The following is a 26,338-nucleotide window of genomic DNA, read 5'->3' on the forward strand; positions in this document are numbered from 1 at the left end:
AGAACTAGCAATAATTTATGAGAATTATAGTTTATTAAGAAATTTAATGGTTTCAATAAATAATTTGATGAGGAGCTAGTACTATATGAATACAATTAATCTAAAAACCTTAGCAAATACTTGCTTGGACCAATCTTCTTTAATGTTGATCAAAAAGCGATATAATTTGGATGATATTAAAGAGGTTGAGAAAGAAGGTATTGTCGATCTTGTAGAAGAACTTCATTTATACGATAATAGCGTTTCTTATTTTGATGGATTTTATTTAAATTATAAAATCAAACAAATTAATCCAGAGTTTGACCTTTTAAAATATACTAAAGAAGGCATTTTAAATATTGAACTTAAGAGTAAAGCAGATAAAGAAAGAGTATTAAAACAACAGTGTAAAAACTATTTCTATTTACAAGCTGTTACTCATGAACTAGATATTATTACATATGTAAGTGAAGAGAATATATTTTATAAATATGACAAAAATAATAAATCAACATCTATAATCGATACGAGCGAAGTGGTTGATATACTGTCTAAATATAAAACAATAGAATCAACACATTTAGATGATGTATTTGTACCTACAAATTATTTAATATCACCATTTAATAATACTGAGAAGTTTCTTAAACAAAAATATATACTGACACAGCATCAGCAAATTATAGTAAATAGTATAATAAAGTTAAAAGATGATCATATTGTAGAAGGTAAGGCAGGAACAGGAAAATCATTAGTTATTTATGATGCAGCTAACAAACTTATTAAACAGGGAAAAAATACTGTAATGATACATTGTGGTTTGCTGAATAGTGGACATGACCGACTTATAGAAGAAGGTTGGAACATAAGAAGTGTTAAAGAAAGAATAGAAGATGAGGAGTATACTGAAATAGACGTTATTTTTATAGATGAGGTACAAAGAATGTATCCTGCTCAATTAAGAAATATTATGGAAAAAGCTAAAGAACATGATTGTAAATTAATCTTTAGTTTAGATCCTCGTCAGTACCTGAATGAAAAAGAAAGTAAATATAATAACATTGATTATATTAAAGAGACATATACAAGTATTAAACATGAAACACTTACAGATAAAATCAGAACAAATCATGAAATTGCTTGTTTTATAAAGGAACTATTCAATAATGATAAGAAAAATAATATCGATTATAACAATATCGAAATTGAATATATAGGTAGTAAAAGCAATTTCGAAGAGTACGTACAATACCTTGAGAATAATTCATGGACGTATTTATCATTGACGACATCTAAGTTCGACAATGCATCATTTGAAAAATATTCACAGCTAAATCAAGAAGTAAATTCACATAGAATTATCGGACAAGAGTTTGATAATGTCGCTGTTATATTAGATAGAAGTTTCGAAATTAAGAATAAATCCCTTCAATATAATGGAGGGTATTATCACTACGATCCAGTACAGATGGTATTTCAAAATATAACAAGAACTAGGAAAAAACTAAAATTTATTATTGTAGGTAATATGAATTTATATAAGAATCTAATGAAAATCGTTACAAAAGAGTATTCTTTAGTAATGGATTAGATGTTATGCCTATCTTTAATAAATCCGCATATTATTTATAAACTACTAGTCAAACCCTCTTAATTTATTAGGAGGGTTTTGTCTTTGTGCTTTCAAACGTGTGATATACTTTGTGTGTTGAAATATAGAGTATCTATAGATAGGGTGATTGAGTATGAAATTCACAGAAGTAGAAGTTATCGAACATCTTGTAAAGGCATATAAAGAAGCAGGGAAGCCTACTTACCCTCATGAAAATTTATATCGAGGACGTAATCATAGTATATCAGGTATTGGAGAAGACTTGCTGGGTGCTTATTTGATTAGTAGATTGGAAGGTGTCCAAATCTTTATTGATCAGCCTTTATCTATGATTGATAAATCTTTAAGTACAAGATATCCGGATTTATTAATTTGTGAAGATAATGTAATTAAGAATATACTCGAAGTTAAAATGGATTTAGGATATCAAAGGAAAGATTTTATAAATTATTGTCAAAAGAAAGAAGAGTGGATTTCAAATATCGTAGGAAAACAGTGTGTATTGTCTAGAAAGAGAGAAGACAGAATTCCTATGAATATAGCTGATGATATTAAATTTCATGTCGTGATTTACAGTGAAAACAATGGACCGAAGCGGTTCGATGAAGAAATCAAGCCTATCGTTAATGAAACATGTCCACACATTGAAGTATATGTCTTAACAAGTGGGCAGCACCCTAATTTAGCAGATGTTAATCTCGAAGGTATTAACATTAATAAAGATGAATTTGAAAGACTCGTGAGTGCGTTATAAAAATAGAACATCCATCATAACTCAAAATAAACAGCCTAAGGTTTCGCGACCTTAGGCTGTTTTTTTATATTCTATTCCTACTTATCATTAAATTTTTCTAATATGACTTTAGCTGTTTCACTGACTACTTTGTCGTTTGGTTTATCTGTTTTTCCTTCTTTGTTTGTGAATATAACTAGAACAATTGGTTTTGTTTCACCTTTGGGGTATACAAGAGCAACATCATTTCTTGATGCATAAGTAATCGCTTGTCCGCTCTTATCTGCTACTTTAAAATTCTTTGGTGCACCTTTTTTAATTAAAGTATCCCCACTTTTGTTATTGATCATTAAATCAATTAAGAATGCTTTATTTTCTTTTGATAAACGACCATCGTTGATAAGTTTAATGAGTGTTTTTCCAAAAGCCTTTGGTGTTGATGTATCTTTATTACTCTTTGGGTCATAATTGTTTAATTCAGGTTCCATTCTTGAAGGCTTAGTAGTCTTATCATCTAATGACTGTAGCCTTTTATTGACTTCTTTATAGCCACCTAATTCTTCAATAATCATATTATTAGCAGTATTATCACTGTATAACATCGTTGCTTCGATTAATTTTTTGATCGTGATATCTTTATTGATAAATTTTTCTAGTACAGGTGAGTATGGCACAATGTCTTCTTTACTAACATGAACTTTCTTATTTAATTCATTGTGAGGTGTCTTTTCAAGTAACATCGAACTACTTACGGCTTTGAAAGTTGAAGCATAGGCAAATCTCTTATCTTCATTAAAGGTAATTTCTTCATCAGTTGCAGTATTTAAAGCATAAACACCTACATTAGCATCATATTTATCTTCAACCTTCTTCAAATCTTCCGTTGTCGCATCAGCAGTACTGCAGGCACTGAGCAAAAATATAGATGCGATTATTAATATCAATTTCTTCATTACGTATACCTCCTTAGACTTGGTATATATACTATCATATTAATAATATGATTGTTTTTTCAATCTTCTCTTTTGACTTACACATGCTATACGTGGTATATAATAATCATTGAAACGATTTGTTAAGGAGAGACGACATGGAAGACAAGACGATGGAGGTATTTAAGAGAGGTTCGAAGTTATTAAATATTCTTCAAGACGAGAAGCGTCAACAAATTCTTGTTCTATTATGTAGAGAAGAACAACTAACGGTTAATCAAATTACTGAACGACTTACGATTTCACGTCCTGCTGTATCTCATCATTTGAAATTAATGTATGAAGTGGGCTTGTTGAGTGTCGAGCAAGTTGGATTGGAAAGATATTATCGTTCTGATTTAGACGATGCATTACTGTGGTTGAAAGAACTGACAGCTTCTTTAGAAGAAAATATTAAAAATAAAGAAAAAGCTTAAAAAATTTTAGTCACTATGTTCATATGTTTAAACCTATTGAAATAAGGAATTAATAAATAATAAAAAGGAGCATTCGATATGCAAACAATTTTAGGAAGTAACGGACAAATTGGGCAAGAAATTGCTAAAGAAATTTATAGAAATTATACGAAAGATATACGATTAGTAGGTAGAAAGCCTAAGAAAATTCATGATACAGACGAGTTAGTAGCGGCTGATTTAATGAAATACGAAGATACACTTAAAGCAGTGAAAGGTAGTGAAATAGTCTATTTTGCTGTTGGATTGCCCGCAAATTCAGAAATGTGGGAAGAACGCTTTCCAGTTATTATGGAGAATGTCATTAAAGCATGCCAAGAAACAAACACGAAACTGGCATTCTTTGATAATACGTATATGTATGAGAAAAACGATAACGTACAGGTTGAAGACAGTCCATTTGTACCAGAAGGTCGTAAATCACAAGTACGTGCGGATATAGCTGAAATGTTGTTATCAGCTATGAAAGATCAATCTATTCAGGCTGTTATTGGCCGCGCTCCTGAATTTTATGGACCAGGATTAACGCAAAGCTTTACCAATTCATTAGTATTTAATCGTGTAAAAGCAGGTAAACGTGCATTAGTACCGGTTAATGCATCTGTGTTACGTACACTTATATGGACACCTGATGCAAGTCGTGCCTTAGCATTGCTTGGTAATACACCTGATGCTTATGGAGAAACATGGCATTTACCAACAGACGGTAGTGTGTCTTATAAAGATATTTTGAAAAAAGCAGAGAAAGTCTTAAATAAGAAGATTAAGTATATGACAGTACCAATGTGGGTATTTAAATTAGGTAGTCTATTTAACCAACAAGTTAAAGAACTTACTGAATTATTACCGAGATATAAATATGATAACGTCTTTAAGTCCGATAAATTTAAAGAAAGATTTCCTGATTTTAAAGTGACAACTTATGAAGAAGGCATTAAAAATATTTTAAAAGGAGAATCGTAATATGAAGAAAATCATGATAGTTAATACAAGCGTAGATTATTATGAAGGAACACGTAAACCAACAGGACTGTGGCTAGGTGAACTCGTTCATTTTTATGATTATTTTAATACACAAGATTATCAAATCGATTTATTTAATATAAACGGTGGTGAAACACCCATTGATCCGGTAAGTCTTAATCCACTAATGTTAGATAAAGTAACAAAGGCTTATTATAACGATCATACTTTTATGGAGAAGCTTAAAAACAGTCCATCTATAAGTGAAGCAAATCCTGAAGTATATGATGTCATTTACTTTACCGGCGGACATGGTGTGATGTTTGATTTTCCGCATAATACGTATATTCAAGACGGTGTTAATGAAGTATATCGTCACGGTGGCGTTGTCGCAGCAGTGTGTCATGGCATCGCAGCATTATTAAATGTGAAAGATGAAAACGGCAGATACTTTATCGATCGTAAACAGATCACTGGATTTTCAAATGCAGAAGAAATATTAGCCAATCGTAAACGTCTAGTTCCGTTTATGTTAGAAAGTGAACTTAAAATCCGAGATGCCAAATACAATAAAGCAAAAGTACCATTCAGACCATATGTACAAGTAGACAACAGACTCGTTACAGGACAAAATCCACAATCACCAAAGCAAGTCGCACAAGCCGTTTCACGCATATTGAGTGGAGAAGAGAAGTAGCGCAGGATGACTGAGGTTAGTGTAAGAGTGTGTAGTTGTTGACCATGGTGCAGTGGCAAAAGCGCACGAAGACTGAGAGATATCGTGCGTTAAGGGGTAAAATCAGGCCGTATCGCACGAAGACTACGAGATATCGTGCGCTAAGGGGTAAAATTAGGCTGTATCGCACGAAGACTGAGAGATATCGTGCGCTAAGGGGTAAAATTAGGCTGTATCGCACGAAGACTGCGAGATATCGTGCGTTATGGGGTAAAATCAGGCCGTATCGCACGAAGACTCCAAAGATATCGTGCGTTTATACTACTAAATAAGCTGAGACATTCAACGTGTCTCAGCTTATTTGTATCTGGATTTATTTGTGTATTTTAACGTACTACTTCCACCCCATACCTCCACAAAATTCTTATTGCTTTTCTTAAATACTTGATATAACATATAAAACGTAAATATTACGATTTAGGAAGTTGAGGGAATATAAATGGTGAAAGAATACGATGTATGGTGGCAGAAGGGACAAGAAACAGATGATGACATGGCAAATGATCATGTTGATGGATGGGATAGAACGATTCAATTGATGGATGAAGCTGATGTTAAAGGTAAGACGATATTAGATTTCGGATGTAATCAAGGTGGCTTTCTACGTAGATTATATGACACGATTTCATTTGAATATGGCGTAGGAATGGATTTAGCGAAGTTATCACTTGAGAAAGCGAAAGAATTAAAAGGCAATCGCCCATTGGAATATGTGTTAACAGATAAACCTCAAGATACTAACAGAACTTATGACACAGCAATTAGTACATCTGTACTTTATTTAATTGAGGACATACCTCAACATGCACGTGATTTGAAAGCTGTACTTAAACCCAATGGCGTCTATTATGCGACATTCTCAGATTTAACAAACAATCCGAGTCAGCAATTTATGGAAGACGTGATAAACAAATACGGTGCGACACCGTCTCAAAATCATTCATTAAAACATATTGTAGATAGCTTTGTAGCTGAAGGATTTGAAGTCGCTGTTATTAAGGAACCTGTTCCTGAAGTGATTGATTTAACACATTATAATGACTTTTATTTATCACCAAATGATTATTTACAAACATTATTCCATGAATCATTTTTAGTAAAAGCAACATTGAAAGAAGGCACGAAGTAATGAAGAAGCGGTTATTAATGGTATTGTCAGCAAGTGCTTTACTGACATTAGCGGGATGTTCTAATGAACAGAAAGATAGTAAGCAAGTGACGTTATCACTACCAACAGAAGCGAAAGCAGATAAGTTAGATGCACAAGGATATGAAGCAGCAATGCCTGTTTATAGTGCAGTTTATGAACCTTTAGTAAAGTATGATAAAGACAAAGGCGTAACAGCAGGATTAGCTGAAAAATGGGAAGTAGATAATGAAGGTAAAGTTTATGAATTTCATTTGAAGAAGGATATTAAATTTTCGGATGGTTCTCCTTTTAATGCTGAAGCAGTGAAGTTCTCGATTGAACGTGCAAAAGCAATCAATAAAGATTCGACAGTTGAAACATTAAAGAAATTAGATCAAGTCGTGGTGAAAGATGACCATACCGTGCAAATTAAATTAAAGTCACCATCTAACCAAGTATTGAACGAATTAACGCAAGTACGTCCATTACGTATGATGAGTCCACATGCTGTTGAAGGTGAAAAAGTTGACGGTAAGTTCAAAGAAGCAATTGGTACAGGTGCATTTGTCGTTGATAAGAATGGTAAAGAAAAGACAACATTGAAACCGAATAAACATTTCAACAACGAGCATCCTGTTAAATACAACTTAGCGTTTCAAACAATTGAAGATGGCGATTCTAGAAATTCAGCAGTTCAAAGTGGCACTGTAGATATATCAGGCGGTGCTTTAGGTATGCTGACAGACCAACAAATTAAAGAAGATAAAAAGAATAAATCATTAACGATTGAAGATAAACCGAGTACTGTCAGTCACTTTATGGCATTTAACCCGAATCATAAAGTATTGAAAGAACGTGCGATACGTGAAGCAATCAGCAAAAGCATTAATACGAAAGCTTTATCTGATAAAGAAATGAAAGGTATATTCCAGAAAAATGTTCAATTTGTAAATGATGATAATCAACAAACACATGAATACGATGTTAAATCTGCTGAAAAGTTATTAAAAGATGAAGGATATATTAAAAATAGTGACGGCATGTTTGAAAAAGACGGCAAAGTCTTATCATTGAATTTAGTTATCCAAACGGCAGAGTTCCCGAACTGGAAAGATAAGTCTGAACAAGTACAACAAGATTTGAAGAAAGCCGGCATTAAAGTAAATATTAAAACGTTAGATGCACAAACTTATTACGATACATTATGGACGAAAAAAGATTATGACTTAATCTTCTATAGAACATATTCTGATGCATTAATGCCTTATAACTTTATGAGTTCAGTATTCGAAAATGTTGACGGTAAGTCTGGTGTGTTAGCAAACGATGATACTTTAACAAAACAATTAGATGATTATACAACGAAGATTTCAAGAGATGAACAACAACGCGCATTTGATGATATCTTTAAACATTTTAATCAACAATATTTTGGTGTGCCGATTGCTTATCCAAATGAAACATTTGTCGTAAGTGATAAAGTTAAATCATTTAAATTCACAGGATTAACAGATGCACCAGTTGACTATAAATCGTTGAAAGTGAATGAACAATGATTATAAAGCGAACACTGAAATTACTATCTTATTTAGTAATCAGTTCGTTTATCATCTATGTGTTAGTTGAGAAGACAGCAGGTAATCCGGCCATACTTTATTTACAACGGCATGGTTACACGACAATTACACAAGAGCATATCGAATTAGCGGAGCATAAATTAGGACTAGGACAAAATATATTCTTGAGATATATAGACTGGCTTGGTCATGCACTAACGGGACATCTTGGATATACATTCAGTTCAAACGAACCTGTTACAGATGTCATCTTAGCGTCATTAAGTCCAACATTGATATTAATATCTGTATCAGCCTGTATATTATTATTGTTTGGCTATTCTATTGGATATATTATCGGGTCACATGCAGAAACAAAATATGCTCGAGTAATTCGTGGATTTGCTCAAGTTATGACGTCCATGCCCGAGTATTGGATAGCGATCTTACTCATTTATTATGCAGGCGTGCGTTGGCGATTAGTGCCATTTGTAGGCAGTGATTCTTGGCAACATTTTCTATTACCGATTATAACAATCGTCATAATTGAAGGGTGTCATGTGTTATTAATGACCGCACATCTCATTGAACAAACGTTAGAAAGCGATGCATATCAACTTACAATATTAAGAAAAGTGAAGTTACGTGCACGTATTTATATACAAATAAAAGAAATATTTGCGCCATTAATGACGATATCAGTGAATAGTATGATTCACTTAATCGGTAAAGCCGTTATATTAGAAGTGATATTTAGTATGTCAGGTATCGGTAAGTTGCTGATTACCGCCATTAATCAACGTGATTATCCATTAATTCAAGGTATTGTTGTGATTATTATGGTCTTTATTATGTTGATTAATTATTGGGGAGATTTAATTATTTTGAAAAGTGAACCGAGATTACATATGCAGCGCGTAATGTCTCGTGAAAAGAGGCGTTCATCATGACGAATAAACGATTAAAAATAATAGCGGTTAGTCTAGCAGTAGGTGTTCTCATACTATGCGGTATTTATGTTCAAATGCACGGCAGTGAAACGGATGCACCACTACAATCACCGAGCCTTAAACATTTCTTAGGCACCGATCAATTAGGTAGAGATCTCTTAAATAGGTTAATGCTAGGTTCGGGAGTTACGTTATCTTTATCAGCAGTTGTGATGATTATAAGTGTAAGTATTGGATTAACACTTGGCATGATTGCTGGTATCGAGAGAAAGTGGATGGATAAAGCACTCATGTTTATCGCAGATATGATTTTAGCGATTCCAAGCTTTATTATCGCGCTCGTCGTCTTAAGTTTAATTAGCAATTCAACAGTTGGCCTTATATTGGCGTTAACAATTGCATGGGTAGGGCGCTATTTACGTTACTTTAGAAATTTAACACGTGACATTCAAAAGCGCCCGTTTATTTCTTATGCGGTGTTAAGTGGTAATTCAACCGCACAAACGACCATTACTCATACACTGCCACATTTAATGAGTAATATATTGGCTTTGATAACTGCAGATATCGGTAAAATTATTTTAAGTATTTCAGGTTTAGCGTTTCTTGGTTTAGGCATTAAGCCACCTATACCAGAACTTGGAACGATATTATTTGATGGCAAAGGTTATTTTAACAGTGCACCGTGGCTATTCTTCTTCCCAGGTATGTTGATAGGAGGTTATGCATTATTATTTCAAATGTTGAACAAAAAAATAACTCAGTAAATCGCATTTTAAATGTTCAAGATGTGAGTATTTTTGACGGAGATCATCCGTTAATTCAATCTATTTCACTATCGGTTAATCAAGGTGATTTTCATTGCATAATTGGTGAGAGTGGTAGTGGCAAATCATTGCTGACAAGGACGATATTAAATATGAAACACCGTAAACTTCATTACCTGGGAAATATTGATATTGATTTAAATAAGACGGATGCAGTATTCCAAGATGTGCACAGTAACATGTTTCAAAATATAACTTTGGCGAAACAGTTTAAATATTTATTTGAGGCTAGTCAGTCTAAATTATCAGCTGAAGAACAGTACGAAGAAATTCTAAAGATGATGAAAGTATTTGGTTTAGAAAATGGTGAGGCGTTATGGAATTGTTATCCGTTTGAACTGAGTGGTGGTATGGCACAAAGAGTAGCGTTTATTATGGCACTTATAAGACGTCCGAAGTGTTTAATACTTGATGAACCTACAACGGCACTAGACAAAGAAAACTGTCACAACTTAATGCAATACTTAGGCGATATGTATCGACAAAATGAAATGACAGTCATCTTTGTGACACATGATATTAATTTAGTAAAAGCATATGCGACACATATTAGTATTATGAAGGACGGTCAAATCATTGAGAGTGGCGATAAAGAAACGTTGTTAAATCATCCGAAGCATGAGTATGCTAGAAAGTTAATGTCTATCGCACGTAGGAGAGAAGCGTATGCTTGAAGTAGAGAACTTAACTAAAACGATTAATCATCGGCATATATTAAATGGATTGTCGCTTACTATTGAAGGTCAGAATTTATTGATTAGTGGGAAGAGCGGAAGCGGGAAATCAACGCTCGCTAAAATGATAGCAGGATTAGATTCAAACTATACAGGTTCAATCAAGTTTAATCATCGACCGCAAGAAAGCATACCTCTTAAACAGTGGATGAAGACGATTCAATATGTACCACAATATCAACGAGATACATTAAATCCACGTAAGACAGTTGAATATATTTTAAGAGAGCCACTGAGAAATTATCGTGTTGATAAAGAGGATTATGGGCATAAAATTGAAACCGTACTGGAGCGATGTTTACTACCTAAAAGTATTTTGAAGCAGCGCATTAGTACATTAAGTGGCGGGCAATTCCAGCGAGTATGGATAGCAAAAGCTTTAATCGTAGAACCTGAAGTACTTATATTAGACGAAGCCACGACGAACTTAGACGTTATGAGTGAAGAAACCATTATCCAAATGTTAAAGACATTAGAACAAGTGCAGCTTATCATCATATCTCACGATCCATACGTACTGAATTCATTTGAAGGAATGGAACTTAAGTTAGGTGGGGAATAGTTGGTACTTAAGTAGATGTTATAAGATAGGTATGGGCGCACGAAGACTGAGAGATATCGTGCAGTTGGGGGTCAAAAAGGGCTGTATCGCACGAAGACTGAGAGATATCGTGCGTTATGGGGTGAAAACAGGTCGTATCGCACGAAGACTGAGAGATATCGTGCGTTAAGGGGTGAAATCAGGCAGTATCGCACGAAGACTGAAAGATATCGTGCAGTTGGGGGTCAAATAGGGCTGTAGCGCACGAAGACTGAGAGATATCGTGCGCTAAGGGGTGAAAACAGGTCGTATCGCACGAAGACTGAGAGATATCGTGCAGTTAGGGGTCAAATCAGGCCATATCGCACGAAGACTGCAAAAATATCGTGCGCCAATTTCATACAACCCAGTAATATAGTTAAAAGCCGAGACATCCGTCGTCTCGGCTTTTTAATATTTAAGTATTGATCTCTTCAATTCATTCGACATCAAATTAATAATGATAAATATATATAATATGCCAACTAATGGTGCGTAGAATGTCCACCAGTTTGTTGTTAGCTCATTAGAGTGAAAGCCTAATAAACTGCTTAAGTCATTGATGCTTGGTCGCTCTATTATTTCGCATGCGGGTCCATAGCAAACCTTCGTACCTCCGAAGAATATTTTGAAGAAGGCTAGATGAGTCATGACGAGTAAAGTTTGAAAACATATTCTCAAAAATATGATCAAATATTGAGTTTGTATGTTAGGTAATACATGTTTGATAAATATATGCTTATCGTTAGGACTAATGGTATATGCAGCTTCGATATAATCTTGATTTAATATATATTGGGTTGATTCTTTTATCAGCATAGTTGTTGTCGGTATCATTAAGATTGTCAGAATAGTGATAGTGTAAGTCATTCTAAATTGCATAGTAGTTGTAAAGCCATCTATTGTTTCATATAGCAAAGGTTGCAATAAGATATACGCCAATATAGATTGTGGAATATAAAATAAAGCATTAGAAAAGACACTGTAAATACTTGTTGTCTTCCGATTAAATGCTAAATAAGTTCCAATTACAATTGAACAAAGAACCGATAAACTTGATATGACGATAATAATCAGTAAAGTGATACGATATCCAGATAACACTTCAAATAACATGTTTTTAGAAGCGGCATCCACACCAAACAATGCTTTAAAGCTAGGTGCAAATGGAGAACTTTTCATAATATCCCCATTAGAATTGTATAGAAAGTTCATAGGTTTAGGCGTGATGTTGAGTAAATCAAAATAAATCACACCAACTAGCGTAGGTAAGATAAGTAACGTTAATAGTATATAAAATTTCTTCATGATAACCCTCCCCGTACGCCAGTGAAGGCAAATAATACTTTATGACTCATAAATATGGCGAGAGATACAGGTACATAAATCAATATAAACGTGACAAATAATACTTCTGGAGAGCCATAATCAAATATAAATGATGACAAACCGTGCATGTTAAAGATTCTTTCCAAAAGTAATAAACTTGAAAGCGTGATCCAAATAATGTGTTTAAAATTGATTAGATATGATGCAAACAAATTCCTTAATATGTGTTTAAAATATAACTCTATATTTGATAAACCTTTCGCTCTAGAAAATTCAATATAATCTGCACGAGATACATCATCTAGAATACTACTTAAAAATGTCACACTACTCACTAAAGGTATAATCGATAGCACCAAAATAGGGAATATTAAAGCTTTATCTTCGGAACTATTCGCTACATTAAACAATAGAATATCTGTATATCGATAAAATAATATCACCAATGAAATAGAAAAAGGTATGTAAAAAATATCCGGAATAATAGATAGAACTGTATTAATTTTTAAATACCATTTTTTAATATGATCATTAACATATAGAATGTATGTAAATAATAAAGATACGATAAAAGCTAACAATAGCGCAGCAAACAAAATCACAATAGTATTTATCCAAGGTTCAATAAAGAATGGAAATAAACTACGTTCAACATGTGATATTTTATTTGTAAATATAATATCTTGAGGATGAAATATGTATAAAAACGTCGACTTCAATGCATTAAGATAATTCAAGAAACTAAAACGTTGATCATCAAATAAAGCTGGTAAACACGCTAATAATAAGAACGCAATAATCGTCATGATGAAATTGAATAATTTTCTCATAAGGCATTTACCTACTTTCTAAAATAATATGTATTACTTCTAGTGTAAAATGATACTTATATTTAATTTACATATTTTTGAAGGTAATGACAAGGGTGTATAGAAAGTATTGTTGCTGAGAAGAGAATTAATAAAAGCCACGACGTAATTTGTCATGGCTTTTACTAATCTTCTTTAGACTTTATATACCACGCATCCATAGCGGAGTGGTCTGAACCTGGGAGTGGTTCGTTTAACAGCGTAAATCCAAATTTCTCATATAGGATACATGCTGCTTTTAATTCATGCATTGTTTCTAAATAACATTGTTCATAATGTTCAAAGGCAAAGGATAGTGCTGTTTCCATAAGTTTCTTAGAAAGTCCTAGTCCTTGTGCTTTTGGAATTAAATATAACTTTTGTAATTCGCAAATTTTATCATGTTCGTTAAACGGTGCTATTCCAACGCCACCAACAATTTCTCCGTCAATTTCAGCTACCCAATAGTTCGCATGGTTTAAATTCGCATAATATTGATGAAGATCATTAAGTTGAGGATCATAATAAGCTGACCCAGGAATCGCAAGACCAAGTGATTCTAATGAATTTTGTATAATTTCTTTTACTTTTGCATTATCTTCTTTTTTCATCTCTCGAATAATCATAAAATAACTCCTTCGTTTTGGGCATAATCAGAACTATATTAGGTTAATTTATTTGAAATAATATTAGGACTTATTATATATGAACCCAATCATTTTGCCCAATTATTAGTTGAAATATCTAAATATCAAGACCACAAAAAAGCCGTGACGTTATTTGTCACGGCTTTTGCGTACTTGAGTATTTCTTCTATTTATATAAAGAATAATAACGCCAATTACAACAAAACAATAGATAAGCATTGTATAAATATTTGCCCAACCAACTGTGTTTAGCAGGATAAAACCTAAAGTCATACTCATGTATATTGAGAGGTTTATAAATAACTCTTTAATCTTTTGTCTTCGTGTTATATGAATTTGACTCTCATGAAATTGATATCTTAAATATATACCAACACTGTAGGCAAATAAACATATCATATATGAAATATCATTATGCGTCATATAGACAATTACATCATATATAACATTGATCAAAATAATCCCCAGTACAACCAATATCTCGACCATCTTGTATCACCTAAATATAAGTATAGAATTTGTTAATAGTGTTATTAAGTTAATTATTTGATAATGTTGTATATTGTTAAGCCTAGTACTATAATACTTGCTATTAAAAGTACTATAGATGTGTAGAAATAAAACATGGTACTTTTCATATTGATCACCTCGTGTTATGTTATGATTAGATAAGATTTAGGATAGTACTTATTAGACTAAGTATTGCTGACATTAAGTTGAAAACTTTTATTTCTATGTCTATCCTATCTTGTCTTCTTTTTTTGTTCATTTTTAATATCTACTAACTTACATTTTCTATTAAAATTTATAATGTTATTTGTCACGCCTATCGTGTATTTGAGCATTTCTTCTATTTACATAAAGAATAATAACGCCAACTATGACAAAATAATAAATTATCGTTGTATAAATATTTGCCCAACCAGCTGCATCTAACAGAATATCACCTAAAGATATACTCATGATTATCATGATATTTAAGTATAATTCTTTAACCCTTTGTCTTCGTGTTTTATGTCTTTTACTCTCATGAGTTTGATAGCTTAAATATAAACCTAAGCTAAATAAGATAAGGAGTATCATATATGAAATATCATTATGCGTCATATAGACAATTACATCATAAATGATATTGATTAAAATAATACCCATTACAACCAATAACTCGACCATCTCGTACCACACCCAAATAAAATTTTTGAATTTTTAATAGTTTGTTAGTCTACTTATTTTTATCATCTAATCGATAATATCCTCCTAGTATAAACAATGAGACCGTTAATAAAAGAGTTGGAATTGCAAATAGTAATAAACTTATATAACCTTCCTGAAAACCAACCATTACTGCTACAAAATATAAAATCATTGATATGCTAAAACTAAATGTAAAGTCGAAATATTTCATATTTTTTCTCCTTTTTTTTCCTATATTACCTATATTAACCATAAGTCTTAAAAAGTGTAAACCTATTTTAAAAAGAATATCTTTTAAAATTTTCGGATTTACTCATAAGACATATCCCTATAAAAATATCCTGAACACAACTATCAGTGTTCAGGATTATTAGAAGTATTTATTTTTCTTTAACACCTTTATCATCTGGTTGATCTAATTTGAATTTTTGTGTTTTATCTCCAACTTCTGTTATTAGGTACTCATAGTCACTATATGCAGGTTCATCATAATCATTATCTTCTTCAATTAAATCAATATTACTTAATCCTGCTATTTTCTTGTCATATATTTCAGTAGGGCTAACAACGTTTGATAAATTTACTCCATAGTTCTTAGAAGATTCCTTTGAATATCTATAAATACCATTTTTGCTATCTTCATCAAATGTTTGAGAACCAATATTTATAAATTCGGATTTCGTATTATTTCCTGAACCATCAGTTGTTATATTTATTTTTAATTTATTAAAAGTAGGTTCTTTATATTTAATATTTGATATTTTCTTTAATTCCTTTGTTAAATTAGTAAGTTGTTTTGAGTAAAATTCAACTTCTGGTACGCCTTCAATTTCATATCTTTCAGGATCATAATCATCTTCTTTAGCTCTTTTTTTAGCATTATCTAGGCTATCTTCGACAGATTCAATTTTATCTTTAGTTTCCTTTATTTTATAATCTTTTTCTACATTAAAGCTTTTTTTATCCATTTTTTTAATATAATCAAGTTTTTTATCGTCATCCATTTTTATCATTTTTCCTACATCAGTAGCATACTCATAGCTATCAGAATCTTCATCGCTATAATCACTATATACTGCAATTTTACCGTCTTTACTTACTATGAATTTTGTAATTTTAGAGTCTTTTCCTAACTCTGCTGAATCGTCAGAACTATTTTCCACTAAGTATGAAATAGTCTCTTTTTTGTCATTCATAACATCGCTGAATTTGACTTCTTTTTCCTCAGTAGCCTTTCCGCAACCAGCTAATGTAAATACTAATAATCCAATTACTGTTAATATTTTCTTCATCCTAAAGTCCCCCATGTTAATATGCTTCACTATGCAAAATAAGATTGCCTTTAATATATTTTTCTAAGTCATTAAAACTATTGATAGAATAAAAATCGTTTACATTCATTTGAAAATAGTTAGTATAATTTATACTTACTTTACAGTCACCGGATTTTAAATCGGTTATTTCACAGTTACAATAATGTGTACTTACGTTTAAATCGATTGGTATAGGGTCATTAATGATATTTTTTAATTGATTTCCTAATTTATCACTGTTATATATAAAATCATTAATTGATTTTACTAAATCATAAGCATCATATCCGTTAAAAGTTTTTAGCCCTTTAAGACTATCAATTTCTGAGTACCCTCTTAATACTTCCACTACTTTTTTATCAACAGCTGATTCACTAGGAGGTTCCACATCTTCAAATTGTTCATTAAATGTTTCATTAAGTTCGTCATTCTCATTGAAATCCATTTCTTTATTAATTTGGTATAAAAACTTCAAAAATTTAAAAGCTATTATAGTAAGTATTACTATAATAATTAGAAGAACAATAATGATGTTATAAAACCCATATAAATCATTTGTAAAGAAATCCACAATTAACAATTCAATAATCTCCATTTCACTAATCGATTTTTTTGAACTTCATATTATCAATAATGAGCTTATCGTCTTGATAATCTACTTTAGCTTTTTCTCCATCAATATCCGCTTTTAAATTGCCATCTTTATCTTCTTCAATTTTACCTTTTAAAGTTAGACCACTTTGTGTAATTTCAAAAACATTGTCCTTTATTTCTACTTGATAACCTTCATTTTTAGTATCCTCCCAATTACCTTGAATTTTATCTTTTGTACTTCCACAAGCTGATAAAATTAAGGCGAACAATAGTATAGGAATTAATAATTTTTTCATTTTTTCATCTCCTGTATAACATATAAATATTAAATGATTTTTTACAATGTAATGCTACCATAGATGTCTTTTTACACTCAATACTTTATTTTTTGATTATTTTTATATTAGAATATTTTTTTAATGAAACTTTTTATATTATAAATACTTTTGTTATTAGACATAAATTAGAATATGAATCTGTAGTTTGATAAAATAAAAAATGAATAAAGAAACATTTGTAAAATGTAGAAAAAGGCGGATTATATGAGAGAGGGCTTTTAAATTTAATTGTTCCAAATAATGAGGATGAAAATTAAGAGTACTTTTCGATATATAAATAAAGTAATGAATAGAGGAGGAACTCTTATGAATGTTGGTGTTTTTGTAATTGTTCTTATTTTTTGTATAGTATTACCAACTATAATGATGGCTAAAAATAAGAAGGAATAGAAGATGTATTTTGATGTTGTGAGTCTTATTGAAGTTTTAATTAATGTAGATTTGAATAGGTGATGAATATGGATAAAATCATATACATATTTAAAATAGGATTAATTTCATTTTTAATCATTTGTACGTTTAGGTATATTTTCCCTTACCCAGAAAGTACTCTTGGGATTATTATTTATTCTTTCTGTTTAGGGATTTCAGTAAGTATCGTTTCTTTATTTTTATTAAATAGTCCACCTAAGAGAAAAAAATAAGTTCAAAAAACACCCTAATGAACTAGGGTGTTTTTGAGTAGTTGGTTATTGATATTTATTTTTCATTTTTAAAACTTTAACAAGTAAATATATCGCATTTACTCCTGCTATTATAGCTAATACGATAGACAAAGTTAAACTTTCTATTGGCATTGTAAAAATTATAGCGAATAGAAGAATAATATTTAACACCGTTGCCATAGTAAAATCATTATTTAAACTGTTCTCTTTTTTCATAATCGTTCCTCCTTGTTTTTTTAATTAGACTACTAAGATTTATTGTTTTATTTAATCAGTGTGATAATGTTTAGTATTCCAAAATACAAAGATTAAAAAAAGTACTGTAAAGATAGTAAACGAAGTATCTAAATGATCTTGATTCATTTGTTTATATGCAAAAATTGCTAAAAATATTGATAAAATCATTTGTAGAGTGAACAAAGACCACTTCAAAAAACCATTCTTTTTTTTATCAAACTTTAACACAATGACGTACCTCCATAAAAATTTCTACCGTTTATTGATGTCTATTTTCTATATGTTTTTGCTCAATAATATTACCTTCAGCATCTTTTTTTACGATATCTTCGCCTTTCGTTGTGTATGTACCAAGTATTTCACCGTGTTCATTACGATAGTTAACGTACCAATTACCGTTATCGTCCTTTCTCACGATATCTATTAAATATTTACTTTTTCCTATTGGTTCTCCTTCAAAATCAGAAATCATGCCATACACTTGTGATCTAAAGTGTGCTTCTGTTCCTGGGTTTTCTTGATCTTCAAACGCTTCTATTGTTTTATGGTCTGGATGTTCTTTCTTTATTTCAATTTTATTTGCGACTTCTTCAAGTGATGTATAATTTTTATTTTTATCGTATAAGTCTTGAAGGTTATATTCATTACCTGTTTTTAATAAATCTTTGTATATTAATACAGCTTGAGTTCCACCGACATATATTTTATCTTTACTCAAACCAACTACAGTTGCAAAGCTACCTTTGGCTGGATATACAGTATAGAATTTCATACCATTTGGTGCGTCTTGGATATTTTTTTCTTCTATTAACAATAGTTTATGTAGTTTCTTTTTTTGTTTTTCACCTTGAGAAAATTGTTCAAAAACACCAGTTAATACTTCATCTTTCGTTACGATATATTCTCCATCTTTATCAGCAAAAAAGGCTAAAGCTAACTTTGTCTTATCTGAAACTTCATTAACATCTGATTTTACATTTTCAACTTGTTTAGGTTTATCTTCATGAGCTTTATTTTCATTCTTTGATTGGTTATTTTCATTTTCTTGTGAATCAGCCTAAGAGTTATCTTTATCTTTTTGCGTACGCTCATTTTTAGAACTATCATTCTGCTTACTTTCAGTTTTAGTACTTTCATCCTTTTGATGAGCAGTTGATTTTTCTTTATCACTACTACACGCAGCACATAATAGTACTAAAATACTTGTTACGACCATTAATTTCTTCATATTGAATAACCCTCCTTTGTTTGAGTGAGTTACCTAAAATAAAAAGAATAAAGTTATCTATATTATGTATAACTATTTTAGCAAAAAGAGTATGTTGTAATAAACCCTAAATTTTCCAAATTATAGTAGGTTAAAATAAAACAACCTGAACTTCAGTAAATAAGTTCAGGTTGTTTATCATCATATGAAAGCTACTATCTTAGTCATTTGAGTCATTTCCCAGGCAATAATGTATCATTTATTCTCCGTCATTATTAATAGATGCATGTAACGTTTCTTCTGGGTAGTCATCTTTTTTAATTTTGATTGTATTATCGTCAATATACGTTATTATCAGTTTACTATTTTTAAGTACTGGGTTACTTACTTCATGAAGTTTTGATTCTGGTGTTTTTGCTATAACAGCTTCAATAGACTGATCATCAATTTTTTTAATTTGATATCCTTCACTACTATCATCTTCAAGTAAATTTTTATAATGCCCGTCATACATAATGCTTTGTCCATCAATTACAAACGTTGGATAATGTCTATCTTCTTCACCGTATTGCCATATGTGGTCAATTTCAGTTATCTTTCCATAAGCATTCGTACTCTTATATAACAATTTTTCCAATTGTTCTTCTTCTTTCTTAGATACTACATAATTTTTATCATATTCATGTTTATATAAATCTTCATCTTTATCTACATCTTCATCGTCTTCTGAAGATGAGTCTACTGTATTTGCTTCTTGCCATTCCTTTTCGTATTCTTCATCTATACTGCTGACTTTATTATTTGATTCCGAATTATTTTTCTTTTCTTGTTGTGAATTAGAAGTGTTATTTTCTTTAGACTTTTCATCACTTTTACTATCAGAACCACAAGCAGCCAATAAAATAATTACCCCTAAACAAATACTTAATAATTTTTTCATATTCTTATTTTCCTCTTATAGTTTTAATTTCATTTGTTGCTTCTCTCCTTATTTTTTCGTTGTTTTCATTTATATATCCAGGTATTAAACATGCATCGACAATAATCCATATTAAAGATGGAATAAAAAATGTCATCCAACCAGTGAGTAGTGTTAATAGAAGTAAACCAACAGCTGAACCTGTTTTTTCTAGATAGAAACGGTGTGCACCAAATCCTCCTAGAAGTATTAAAAGAATATAAGCAATGCCTGTTTTTTTACCTTTGTTTGCTACTTGAGATTCTATATAAGTTTTTTCTTCTAAATTCATAATTATTCTCCTTTATTTATATAACTTTTTTCGTTATTTTTATTTTTTACTTTTATTCTTTAGTCAACTCTACTTCTCCATCGCCGTTACCATATCCGACTGGACTATCGATGATGAGTTTGTCTCCTTTGACTTTATAATTAAGTTGTAGATCTTGACCGTCTTCCATTTTAAATGTCATGACTTTTTCATCTGCATTGACTTTTCCGTCTAAGGTTCCGTCATTTGCACCTATGCCAAATAGTCCGCCTGATTCTAGTGCATCCATATGTAATGATGCTTCACCAGTCTCACTATTTGCAGTAATACTAAAATCTTTATTTGAGTAAGTACCATCTACATTCTTTCCACATGCTGCTAATAATAGAACTAATACAAGACAAACGCCTAATAAATTCTTCATAAATCATTCTCCTTTGTATGTGTGTTTTATTTTGTCTAAACGGTTTATAAAGGCATCGATATAAGCTTGTGGACCTAACATGCGTGCGAGTGGTGCTAGTTGATATGCTATGTAATAGGAGTCTAGTTCTGTACATGATACTAAGACGATAATTTTATTATCTTTGTATTCTAAGATTTCTTTGATTGAAAATTGCTGTTTAAACTGATCCCAAATAGATACGTCTATTACAAATTTAACAGGTTGTAAGTTGGGTACATTTTCATATGTAGAAGCTTCTAAAATATATACTGATTTAATATCTTGAACTTTAACGGTATGAATTTTAGCTTCATACTCATAAGTTAACCAGTAATCATAGTGCATATACATAAGAGACAATGGCTTTACAACCAACTTTTCATCTAATTCAATACGAACTTTTAACCCTTTCGTAATACATTCTTGCAAATTCATTAAATGAATACCTGGTAGTGGTTCGGAACGTAAATTAAAGTGATTCAAAACACTTTTTAGAATGTATTTATCTTCAATACGGTTAAGCGAAATATTATCTAAGAAAAGGTTATAAACACTTTTGTGCAACATAGGTGTTAAGCTTTTGATTTTAATTAATAGACTTAACAGTGCTAAGCTATCGGCTGAATATGAACCATTTGAAAGAACGTATCCATCTAGGGAACGACTATAAACGATTTTAGTATTCTTGTTATTCCAATAATCACTCTCATAGAAAAACATATTTAAATCATTAATATCCCTTTGTATCGATTTTTCTCCAACATTAGCAATATTGCTAAACTCTGACTTGTTCACAACATCCCCGTTTAATAGACGCGTGAGTAATGATAATACACGAGTGGCTTTGTCCAACTTAATCAACTCCTGATGTATAATATATATATTTAAATGGACATTATAAGTCCATTTTTCAACTTTATTCAAAATTCACTTCTATTTTTATTTATTTATATTGGTATATAAAGTTTATATAATTATTATATTAAATGTGCAAGCTGAAAAAGTGAATATTATGAGGATAGAGAAAATTTTTAATATATATAAAATGTAAAATATTATTAAAACAAAACAATATCCGGACATTTTAGTTCGTAAAATAACATTTAATTAATATAGTAAAGGGCTAATAATTGTAATAAAATGTAAATGTAAAAATGCTTAAAAGAGGATTAACATGAAAGCAGTGTAATGTTATTTTTATTTGGTATATTTAATTTAAATTCTTTATCTTTTACACTATTCAATTTAGTAAGTTCAAAAAGTGATTATAGATTCTTTCTATTAATTTTATTTATGAAGGAGTTAAGTGTATGAATAATTATAAAGTCGTGGCGATGCGTCTAAATGATAAAAAAGTACTATATGATAAGGGCAATAAAGACAAAAATGATTATGGACTGGGTAATGCTCTATTTTTAAATTATGTTTTAGATTTGCTTAAATATAAAAAGATTAAACTACAAGCAAGTGTGAAAATTAGTGAATTTATTTCTAAAACTTCTAGAAAAGATAAAGTGTTTTTAGAAGAAGGGAAAGAAATTACGATATATAAGTTATTACAATTAGTCATTAATCTTAATTGTAATGCAGCTGTATTGGCTATCGCAGAACATCTAGATCCTACTAGAAATAATCCTGCTATCAAAGTGAAAGTGAAGCGAGATGAGTATGATTTAGAAAAGCAGGTTGCTATAAATATTAGTGGTAGAAAGATGAAAAATAAGCCTCAATCTTATACGATAGAAGATCTTTTGAAGATTGGAGAAAAAATGTTTGGCCAATATGAAAAAGATTTTAAATTATATAATAGTTCATTAGTTGATTATCGTGGCACTGTTTATGAAAATCCAAGTTTCATAGATACTGATGATCGTGTCGTATGCAACTACTTATTTGGGTCACATGATAATAGTGGGATTGTCTTAACTAACATTAATAATGAGCGTGTGTTACTAGCTGTAATGGGTGCAGATAACGCGTTTCATAGAGATTTCTTACTGAAAGAAGCAATGGACGAAATTCAATTCGATATTAAAGCGCCTAAATTAGAAGTTGAAACATTCACAGGTGAAAAAGAAATTAATTTTTTAGGTGATACATACTTTGGAGAATTTTATACAGAACGTCGAAAAAAACGCAATCAAGAAGATGCATTAATGCGTTATGGTTATGATCATTCATTGAAGCATTTAAAGACATTCTTTAATCCAAATGGATATAACATTATCAATTTTGAAGCAGTATTTACTGAAGAAGGTGAAGTATCAAATTTAGAAGGTGCGAAACCATTTTTATTATGGGCAAATGAAGAGAAAACATTAAATGCATTAAAGTCATTAAATTTAAATGCTGTTTCTTTAGGAAACAATCATGCGATGTATTTCGGACTTAATCGTTTAAAACAGACTATTGAAGGCTTTAAAAATAACGATTTAAAAGTATTTGGTGCTGGTCTGAACTCTAAAGAAGCTTTAGCACCGATACATTTAAATATAAATAATAGAAATGTATATATTTATAATGGCTATTGGTATCGCAAAATTGCATATCGTAAATTTGATTTTTACGCTATTGGTCATGATGCAGGTGTGGCACCATTATATTTAATAAATGAAGAAATTCGAAGAAAGAAACAAGAAGATCCTAATTGTTTTATCATCGTACAACCACATTGGGGCGTTGATTTTAAACAAATTTTACCGTATCAAGTTGAGAATGCAGAACAATTAATTCATAGTGGTTGCGATTTAATACTTGGACACGGTCCTCATACGATTCAAAAATTAAGAAGGTATAACAACACAGTGATTGTTTATAGTATGGGAAATGGGATTTTTAATAGTAACGGTGAATTTGATAAACATGATGCATTACCATATGGTTTCTTAACAAAATTGAAGTTTCTTGAAAATGATGAAATTAAACTTAGATTAGTGCCATTCTACGCAAATAATTTGGATACTTTTTGGTGTCCTGATTATGTGAATGATGAACAATTTAAAGAAATAGTAGAATTTATTGCTGAAGGTAAAGAATATATTGAAACAGACTGGGAAAATCGAGCATTTGAAATAAAAATTAAATAAGAGAGGATTTTGTTTATGAAAGTAGGATTATTACGAGAAAAGCATAAAAAAGGTGTGCTTGGAAGAACACTAACATATATAAGTAATTTTTATAATATAGACTTTTTTGTATTTACTTATGATGATGTTGATCTTGAAAATGAGACAATTGATGGTTTGTTTTTTGAAGATGGACAATGGGTAAAAAAGCGTACAGAATTTCCTGATATAGTGGATAATGTACCGATGGATAAACGAAAATATCCTGAAATATTTAAAGCTTTAAAGAAGAAAGCTATATTTACAACACCAGGTTTAGGGTCTAAATCATTTATTTTTAATAAGATGCAAGAAAGTAAAAGATTTGAAGATTTAATTATTCCAACTGATGAAGTGGCTTCTTATGATGATTTAAAAAATCATCTACAAAAGTATAAAAAAATTGTATTAAAGCCGACTCTTGGCAGTAAAGGTAGAAATATATTTGTTCTGAATCAAAGCGATGAAAAAATCGATGTTCTAAACGATGATAAAAGTTGGACAATTGAAATTGATGAGCTACAAACTTTTTATAATGAGAATATAAGCGAAGAGAAGTACGTTGCGCAACCTTTCATAAAATCACAAACAATTGAAAATAACCCATTTGATATTCGACTTCATGTGAGAAAAAATCAAAAAGGTCAATGGGAAAAAGTTGAAATCTATCCACGCATAGGTGTAGGTAAAAATATCACATCAAATGTAAGTCAAGGCGGTGGTGTAGCAATGTTAACACCATTTTTAGAACATAATTTCGAGAAGAATTGGAAAGATATAAGGATTGAACTCAATAATTTATGTAAAACGATTCCGCTCAATTTTGAGAAGCTTTATAATTTCGATATTGATGCATTAGGTATAGATATTGGTATAGAACCTGACGGAAAAATATGGCTGTTTGAGGTTAATACGTTCCCAGGACAGCATTTCTTCTATGCTAGAGATTCTGAAGTGAGAGTGGCTTATTATAGATATTTATTAGATTTAAAAAATAAAAAATAATACAACTTCAATTCATTTCCCAGGCAATATTTTTCCATTAATTAAGAGATAAAGATTTAAAATAAATAATTTAGAAAAATTCATATTTCACCCGAGTTACTTTGCAACAATTATGTAAAATTACTTGATATGATATAAGTATAAATATTATAGGAGTGATTCGGATGATTAAGTATAGTGAATTTGAAGGCAAAACGGTTCTAATTACGGGTGCGTCTTCGGGTATTGGTAAGGCTACTGCTTTAAAATTTGCTGAAAATGGTGCCAATATTGTAATTGGTGATGTCGATGAACGTTCTGAACAAACGGTTCAAGAAATCAAAGACAAAAATAGTAATGCCATTTTCGTAAAAACAGATGTTTCACAACCTGACCAAGTGAAAAATTTAGTCGATAAAGCAGTTGAAACATTTGGCAGTTTAGATCATGCATTTAATAATGCGGGTATTCTAAATAAACCAAATAAATTTGCTGATATCGATGTTGAAACTTTTGATAAAGTATTAGATGTAGACGTTAAAGGTGTCTTCTTATCTATGAAATATGAAATTCCACAAATGCTTGAAAACGGTGGAACAATTGTAAACACAGCTTCTGTAGCTGGATTGATTGCAGACCCTGAAATGGGACCATATGTTGCAGCTAAACATGCTGTAGTAGGTATGACAAAATCAGCAGGATTCGATTACGGTGAAAGTGGCGTTAGAATTAATGCAATTGCTCCAGGACTAACAGAAACAGAAATGACAAAATCTTGGAAAGACGATCCAGAGAAATGGCAACAAATGATATCAGGCGTCCCAATGGCTAAAGCAGCACAACCTGAAGATATCGCAGAAATGGTATTATTCCTATCTTCAGACGCAGCCAAATTCATGACAGCACAAGTTTATCTCGCAGACGGCGGACAAACAGCACACTAAATGAAGTTGAATAT

At 31.0% G+C, this 26,338-nt stretch carries 29 protein-coding genes; 14 read left to right on the forward strand and 15 right to left on the reverse strand.

The features are described 5' to 3' along the window. Positions 1 to 85 precede the first annotated feature (85 nt). Positions 86 to 1,570, forward strand: coding sequence for an ATP-binding protein (locus LQ679_RS10915; RefSeq protein ID WP_239762749.1), 1,485 nt, complete (start codon positions 86 to 88; stop codon positions 1,568 to 1,570). Positions 1,571 to 1,724: 154 nt separating this feature from the next. Next, positions 1,725 to 2,345 carry a hypothetical protein gene (locus LQ679_RS10920; RefSeq protein ID WP_239762754.1) on the forward strand — a complete coding sequence of 207 codons (621 nt, stop codon included), beginning with the start codon at positions 1,725 to 1,727 and terminating at the stop codon, positions 2,343 to 2,345. A 77-nt stretch (positions 2,346 to 2,422) separates the two neighbouring features. Here the strand turns inward: LQ679_RS10920 and bla are convergent, their stop codons facing one another. Then, complete coding sequence (gene bla, locus LQ679_RS10925; protein WP_239762757.1) at positions 2,423 to 3,277, reverse strand: BlaZ-like penicillin-hydrolyzing class A beta-lactamase; 855 nt, start codon at positions 3,275 to 3,277, stop codon at positions 2,423 to 2,425. A gap of 137 nt (positions 3,278 to 3,414) precedes the next feature. Here bla and LQ679_RS10930 point away from each other — a divergent pair, with 137 nt between their 5' ends. The 9 genes from LQ679_RS10930 (at position 3,415) to LQ679_RS10970 (ending at position 11,228) form a co-directional block, all read left to right on the forward strand. Then, entirely contained in the window at positions 3,415 to 3,732 is a 318-nt protein-coding gene (locus LQ679_RS10930; protein WP_037589651.1) for an ArsR/SmtB family transcription factor, read from the forward strand. A 78-nt stretch (positions 3,733 to 3,810) separates the two neighbouring features. Then, positions 3,811 to 4,734, forward strand: a complete 924-nt coding sequence (locus LQ679_RS10935; RefSeq protein WP_239762759.1) for an NAD-dependent epimerase/dehydratase family protein — start codon at positions 3,811 to 3,813, stop codon at positions 4,732 to 4,734. Between the two features lies 1 nt (position 4,735). Further along, entirely contained in the window at positions 4,736 to 5,431 is a 696-nt protein-coding gene (locus LQ679_RS10940; RefSeq protein WP_239762762.1) for a type 1 glutamine amidotransferase domain-containing protein, read from the forward strand. A gap of 478 nt (positions 5,432 to 5,909) precedes the next feature. Further along, the gene (locus tag LQ679_RS10945; protein WP_239762765.1) at positions 5,910 to 6,599 is read left to right on the forward strand and encodes a class I SAM-dependent methyltransferase; all 690 of its coding nucleotides are present in this window, start codon (positions 5,910 to 5,912) and stop codon (positions 6,597 to 6,599) included. Beyond that, positions 6,599 to 8,155, forward strand: coding sequence for an ABC transporter substrate-binding protein (locus tag LQ679_RS10950; RefSeq protein WP_239762767.1), 1,557 nt, complete (start codon positions 6,599 to 6,601; stop codon positions 8,153 to 8,155). Before LQ679_RS10945 ends, LQ679_RS10950 begins: the two co-directional genes overlap by 1 nt. Then, entirely contained in the window at positions 8,155 to 9,105 is a 951-nt protein-coding gene (locus tag LQ679_RS10955; RefSeq protein WP_239762915.1) for an ABC transporter permease, read from the forward strand. The genes LQ679_RS10950 and LQ679_RS10955 overlap by 1 nt, the downstream gene beginning before the upstream one ends. Further along, positions 9,102 to 9,872 carry an ABC transporter permease gene (locus tag LQ679_RS10960; RefSeq protein ID WP_239762770.1) on the forward strand — a complete coding sequence of 257 codons (771 nt, stop codon included), beginning with the start codon at positions 9,102 to 9,104 and terminating at the stop codon, positions 9,870 to 9,872. Before LQ679_RS10955 ends, LQ679_RS10960 begins: the two co-directional genes overlap by 4 nt. Further along, on the forward strand, positions 9,839 to 10,606 hold the full coding sequence (locus LQ679_RS10965; protein WP_239762918.1) for an ATP-binding cassette domain-containing protein: 768 nt from the start codon (positions 9,839 to 9,841) through the stop codon (positions 10,604 to 10,606). The genes LQ679_RS10960 and LQ679_RS10965 overlap by 34 nt, the downstream gene beginning before the upstream one ends. After that, positions 10,599 to 11,228, forward strand: a complete 630-nt coding sequence (locus tag LQ679_RS10970; RefSeq protein WP_239762778.1) for an ABC transporter ATP-binding protein — start codon at positions 10,599 to 10,601, stop codon at positions 11,226 to 11,228. The genes LQ679_RS10965 and LQ679_RS10970 overlap by 8 nt, the downstream gene beginning before the upstream one ends. Positions 11,229 to 11,657: 429 nt before the next feature. On the opposite strand, the gene LQ679_RS10975 is transcribed toward LQ679_RS10970, so the two are convergent. From LQ679_RS10975 to LQ679_RS11040, 14 genes are all read right to left on the reverse strand, one after another. Beyond that, the gene (locus tag LQ679_RS10975) at positions 11,658 to 12,554 is read right to left on the reverse strand and encodes an ABC transporter permease subunit (RefSeq protein ID WP_239762781.1); all 897 of its coding nucleotides are present in this window, start codon (positions 12,552 to 12,554) and stop codon (positions 11,658 to 11,660) included. Continuing rightward, on the reverse strand, positions 12,551 to 13,405 hold the full coding sequence (locus LQ679_RS10980) for an ABC transporter permease family protein (protein ID WP_239762785.1): 855 nt from the start codon (positions 13,403 to 13,405) through the stop codon (positions 12,551 to 12,553). The genes LQ679_RS10975 and LQ679_RS10980 overlap by 4 nt, the downstream gene beginning before the upstream one ends. A 164-nt stretch (positions 13,406 to 13,569) precedes the next feature. Beyond that, positions 13,570 to 14,049, reverse strand: coding sequence for a GNAT family N-acetyltransferase (locus tag LQ679_RS10985; protein WP_239762787.1), 480 nt, complete (start codon positions 14,047 to 14,049; stop codon positions 13,570 to 13,572). Between the two features lie 834 nt (positions 14,050 to 14,883). Then, positions 14,884 to 15,243 (reverse strand): hypothetical protein, encoded by a 360-nt coding sequence (locus tag LQ679_RS10990; protein WP_239762790.1) that lies wholly within the window; start codon positions 15,241 to 15,243, stop codon positions 14,884 to 14,886. Positions 15,244 to 15,644: 401 nt separating this feature from the next. After that, complete coding sequence (locus tag LQ679_RS10995) at positions 15,645 to 16,556, reverse strand: hypothetical protein (RefSeq protein WP_239762793.1); 912 nt, start codon at positions 16,554 to 16,556, stop codon at positions 15,645 to 15,647. A gap of 16 nt (positions 16,557 to 16,572) precedes the next feature. Further along, a complete protein-coding gene (locus LQ679_RS11000) occupies positions 16,573 to 17,022 on the reverse strand; it encodes a hypothetical protein (RefSeq protein ID WP_239739936.1) in 450 nt (149 codons plus the stop codon). A 154-nt stretch (positions 17,023 to 17,176) separates the two neighbouring features. Then, positions 17,177 to 17,467 carry an LptF/LptG permease family protein gene (locus LQ679_RS11005; RefSeq protein WP_204188515.1) on the reverse strand — a complete coding sequence of 97 codons (291 nt, stop codon included), beginning with the start codon at positions 17,465 to 17,467 and terminating at the stop codon, positions 17,177 to 17,179. Between the two features lie 731 nt (positions 17,468 to 18,198). Beyond that, entirely contained in the window at positions 18,199 to 18,390 is a 192-nt protein-coding gene (locus tag LQ679_RS11010; RefSeq protein ID WP_196307744.1) for a hypothetical protein, read from the reverse strand. Between the two features lie 280 nt (positions 18,391 to 18,670). Continuing rightward, entirely contained in the window at positions 18,671 to 19,225 is a 555-nt protein-coding gene (locus LQ679_RS11015; protein WP_239762796.1) for a hypothetical protein, read from the reverse strand. A gap of 243 nt (positions 19,226 to 19,468) precedes the next feature. Then, complete coding sequence (locus LQ679_RS11020) at positions 19,469 to 19,639, reverse strand: hypothetical protein (protein ID WP_239762800.1); 171 nt, start codon at positions 19,637 to 19,639, stop codon at positions 19,469 to 19,471. A 238-nt stretch (positions 19,640 to 19,877) separates the two neighbouring features. Beyond that, positions 19,878 to 20,558: a hypothetical protein gene (locus tag LQ679_RS11025; RefSeq protein WP_239762805.1), complete on the reverse strand. Its 681-nt coding sequence runs from the start codon at positions 20,556 to 20,558 to the stop codon at positions 19,878 to 19,880. 4 nt (positions 20,559 to 20,562) lie between these two features. Then, a complete protein-coding gene (locus tag LQ679_RS11030; RefSeq protein WP_204253150.1) occupies positions 20,563 to 20,868 on the reverse strand; it encodes a TM2 domain-containing protein in 306 nt (101 codons plus the stop codon). 52 nt (positions 20,869 to 20,920) lie between these two features. Beyond that, positions 20,921 to 21,271: a hypothetical protein gene (locus LQ679_RS11035; RefSeq protein WP_037589628.1), complete on the reverse strand. Its 351-nt coding sequence runs from the start codon at positions 21,269 to 21,271 to the stop codon at positions 20,921 to 20,923. Positions 21,272 to 21,274: 3 nt separating this feature from the next. Beyond that, positions 21,275 to 22,144 (reverse strand): hypothetical protein, encoded by an 870-nt coding sequence (locus tag LQ679_RS11040; RefSeq protein ID WP_239762808.1) that lies wholly within the window; start codon positions 22,142 to 22,144, stop codon positions 21,275 to 21,277. A gap of 458 nt (positions 22,145 to 22,602) precedes the next feature. Here LQ679_RS11040 and LQ679_RS11045 point away from each other — a divergent pair, with 458 nt between their 5' ends. The 3 genes from LQ679_RS11045 (at position 22,603) to LQ679_RS11055 (ending at position 26,324) form a co-directional block, all read left to right on the forward strand. Further along, the gene (locus LQ679_RS11045; RefSeq protein ID WP_239762810.1) at positions 22,603 to 24,378 is read left to right on the forward strand and encodes a CapA family protein; all 1,776 of its coding nucleotides are present in this window, start codon (positions 22,603 to 22,605) and stop codon (positions 24,376 to 24,378) included. Positions 24,379 to 24,393: 15 nt separating this feature from the next. Next, complete coding sequence (locus tag LQ679_RS11050) at positions 24,394 to 25,401, forward strand: YheC/YheD family protein (RefSeq protein WP_126477138.1); 1,008 nt, start codon at positions 24,394 to 24,396, stop codon at positions 25,399 to 25,401. A 164-nt stretch (positions 25,402 to 25,565) separates the two neighbouring features. Continuing rightward, positions 25,566 to 26,324 carry an SDR family NAD(P)-dependent oxidoreductase gene (locus LQ679_RS11055; protein WP_126477139.1) on the forward strand — a complete coding sequence of 253 codons (759 nt, stop codon included), beginning with the start codon at positions 25,566 to 25,568 and terminating at the stop codon, positions 26,322 to 26,324. Positions 26,325 to 26,338: the final 14 nt, after the last annotated feature.

The sequence above is a fragment of the Mammaliicoccus sp. I-M35 genome, assembly GCF_022386455.1.
GTDB classification, from domain to species: Bacteria; Bacillota; Bacilli; order Staphylococcales; family Staphylococcaceae; genus Mammaliicoccus; species Mammaliicoccus sciuri_A.

Bases quoted from the DNA above. Each gene is read 5' to 3' on its own strand.
- LQ679_RS10980 (WP_239762785.1), bottom strand. From the start codon at position 13,405: ATGAGAAAATTATTCAATTTCATCATGACGATTATTGCGTTCTTATTA.
- LQ679_RS11035 (WP_037589628.1), bottom strand. From the start codon at position 21,271: ATGAAGAATTTATTAGGCGTTTGTCTTGTATTAGTTCTATTATTAGCA.
- LQ679_RS10985 (WP_239762787.1), bottom strand. From the start codon at position 14,049: ATGATTATTCGAGAGATGAAAAAAGAAGATAATGCAAAAGTAAAAGAA.
- LQ679_RS10940 (WP_239762762.1), top strand. From the start codon at position 4,736: ATGAAGAAAATCATGATAGTTAATACAAGCGTAGATTATTATGAAGGA.
- LQ679_RS11020 (WP_239762800.1), bottom strand. From the start codon at position 19,639: ATGAAGAAATTAATGGTCGTAACAAGTATTTTAGTACTATTATGTGCT.
- LQ679_RS10930 (WP_037589651.1), top strand. From the start codon at position 3,415: ATGGAAGACAAGACGATGGAGGTATTTAAGAGAGGTTCGAAGTTATTA.
- LQ679_RS11005 (WP_204188515.1), bottom strand. From the start codon at position 17,467: ATGAAAAAATTATTAATTCCTATACTATTGTTCGCCTTAATTTTATCA.
- LQ679_RS10915 (WP_239762749.1), top strand. From the start codon at position 86: ATGAATACAATTAATCTAAAAACCTTAGCAAATACTTGCTTGGACCAA.
- LQ679_RS10950 (WP_239762767.1), top strand. From the start codon at position 6,599: ATGAAGAAGCGGTTATTAATGGTATTGTCAGCAAGTGCTTTACTGACA.
- LQ679_RS11010 (WP_196307744.1), bottom strand. From the start codon at position 18,390: ATGAAAAAAGAGAACAGTTTAAATAATGATTTTACTATGGCAACGGTG.
- bla (WP_239762757.1), bottom strand. From the start codon at position 3,277: ATGAAGAAATTGATATTAATAATCGCATCTATATTTTTGCTCAGTGCC.
- LQ679_RS10975 (WP_239762781.1), bottom strand. From the start codon at position 12,554: ATGAAGAAATTTTATATACTATTAACGTTACTTATCTTACCTACGCTA.
- LQ679_RS10960 (WP_239762770.1), top strand. From the start codon at position 9,102: ATGACGAATAAACGATTAAAAATAATAGCGGTTAGTCTAGCAGTAGGT.
- LQ679_RS10995 (WP_239762793.1), bottom strand. From the start codon at position 16,556: ATGAAGAAAATATTAACAGTAATTGGATTATTAGTATTTACATTAGCT.
- LQ679_RS10920 (WP_239762754.1), top strand. From the start codon at position 1,725: ATGAAATTCACAGAAGTAGAAGTTATCGAACATCTTGTAAAGGCATAT.
- LQ679_RS11025 (WP_239762805.1), bottom strand. From the start codon at position 20,558: ATGAAAAAATTATTAAGTATTTGTTTAGGGGTAATTATTTTATTGGCT.
- LQ679_RS10970 (WP_239762778.1), top strand. From the start codon at position 10,599: ATGCTTGAAGTAGAGAACTTAACTAAAACGATTAATCATCGGCATATA.
- LQ679_RS11045 (WP_239762810.1), top strand. From the start codon at position 22,603: ATGAATAATTATAAAGTCGTGGCGATGCGTCTAAATGATAAAAAAGTA.
- LQ679_RS10935 (WP_239762759.1), top strand. From the start codon at position 3,811: ATGCAAACAATTTTAGGAAGTAACGGACAAATTGGGCAAGAAATTGCT.
- LQ679_RS10990 (WP_239762790.1), bottom strand. From the start codon at position 15,243: ATGGTCGAGTTATTGGTTGTAATGGGTATTATTTTAATCAATATCATT.
- LQ679_RS10945 (WP_239762765.1), top strand. From the start codon at position 5,910: ATGGTGAAAGAATACGATGTATGGTGGCAGAAGGGACAAGAAACAGAT.
- LQ679_RS11030 (WP_204253150.1), bottom strand. From the start codon at position 20,868: ATGAATTTAGAAGAAAAAACTTATATAGAATCTCAAGTAGCAAACAAA.
- LQ679_RS11050 (WP_126477138.1), top strand. From the start codon at position 24,394: ATGAAAGTAGGATTATTACGAGAAAAGCATAAAAAAGGTGTGCTTGGA.
- LQ679_RS11000 (WP_239739936.1), bottom strand. From the start codon at position 17,022: ATGGATTTCAATGAGAATGACGAACTTAATGAAACATTTAATGAACAA.
- LQ679_RS11055 (WP_126477139.1), top strand. From the start codon at position 25,566: ATGATTAAGTATAGTGAATTTGAAGGCAAAACGGTTCTAATTACGGGT.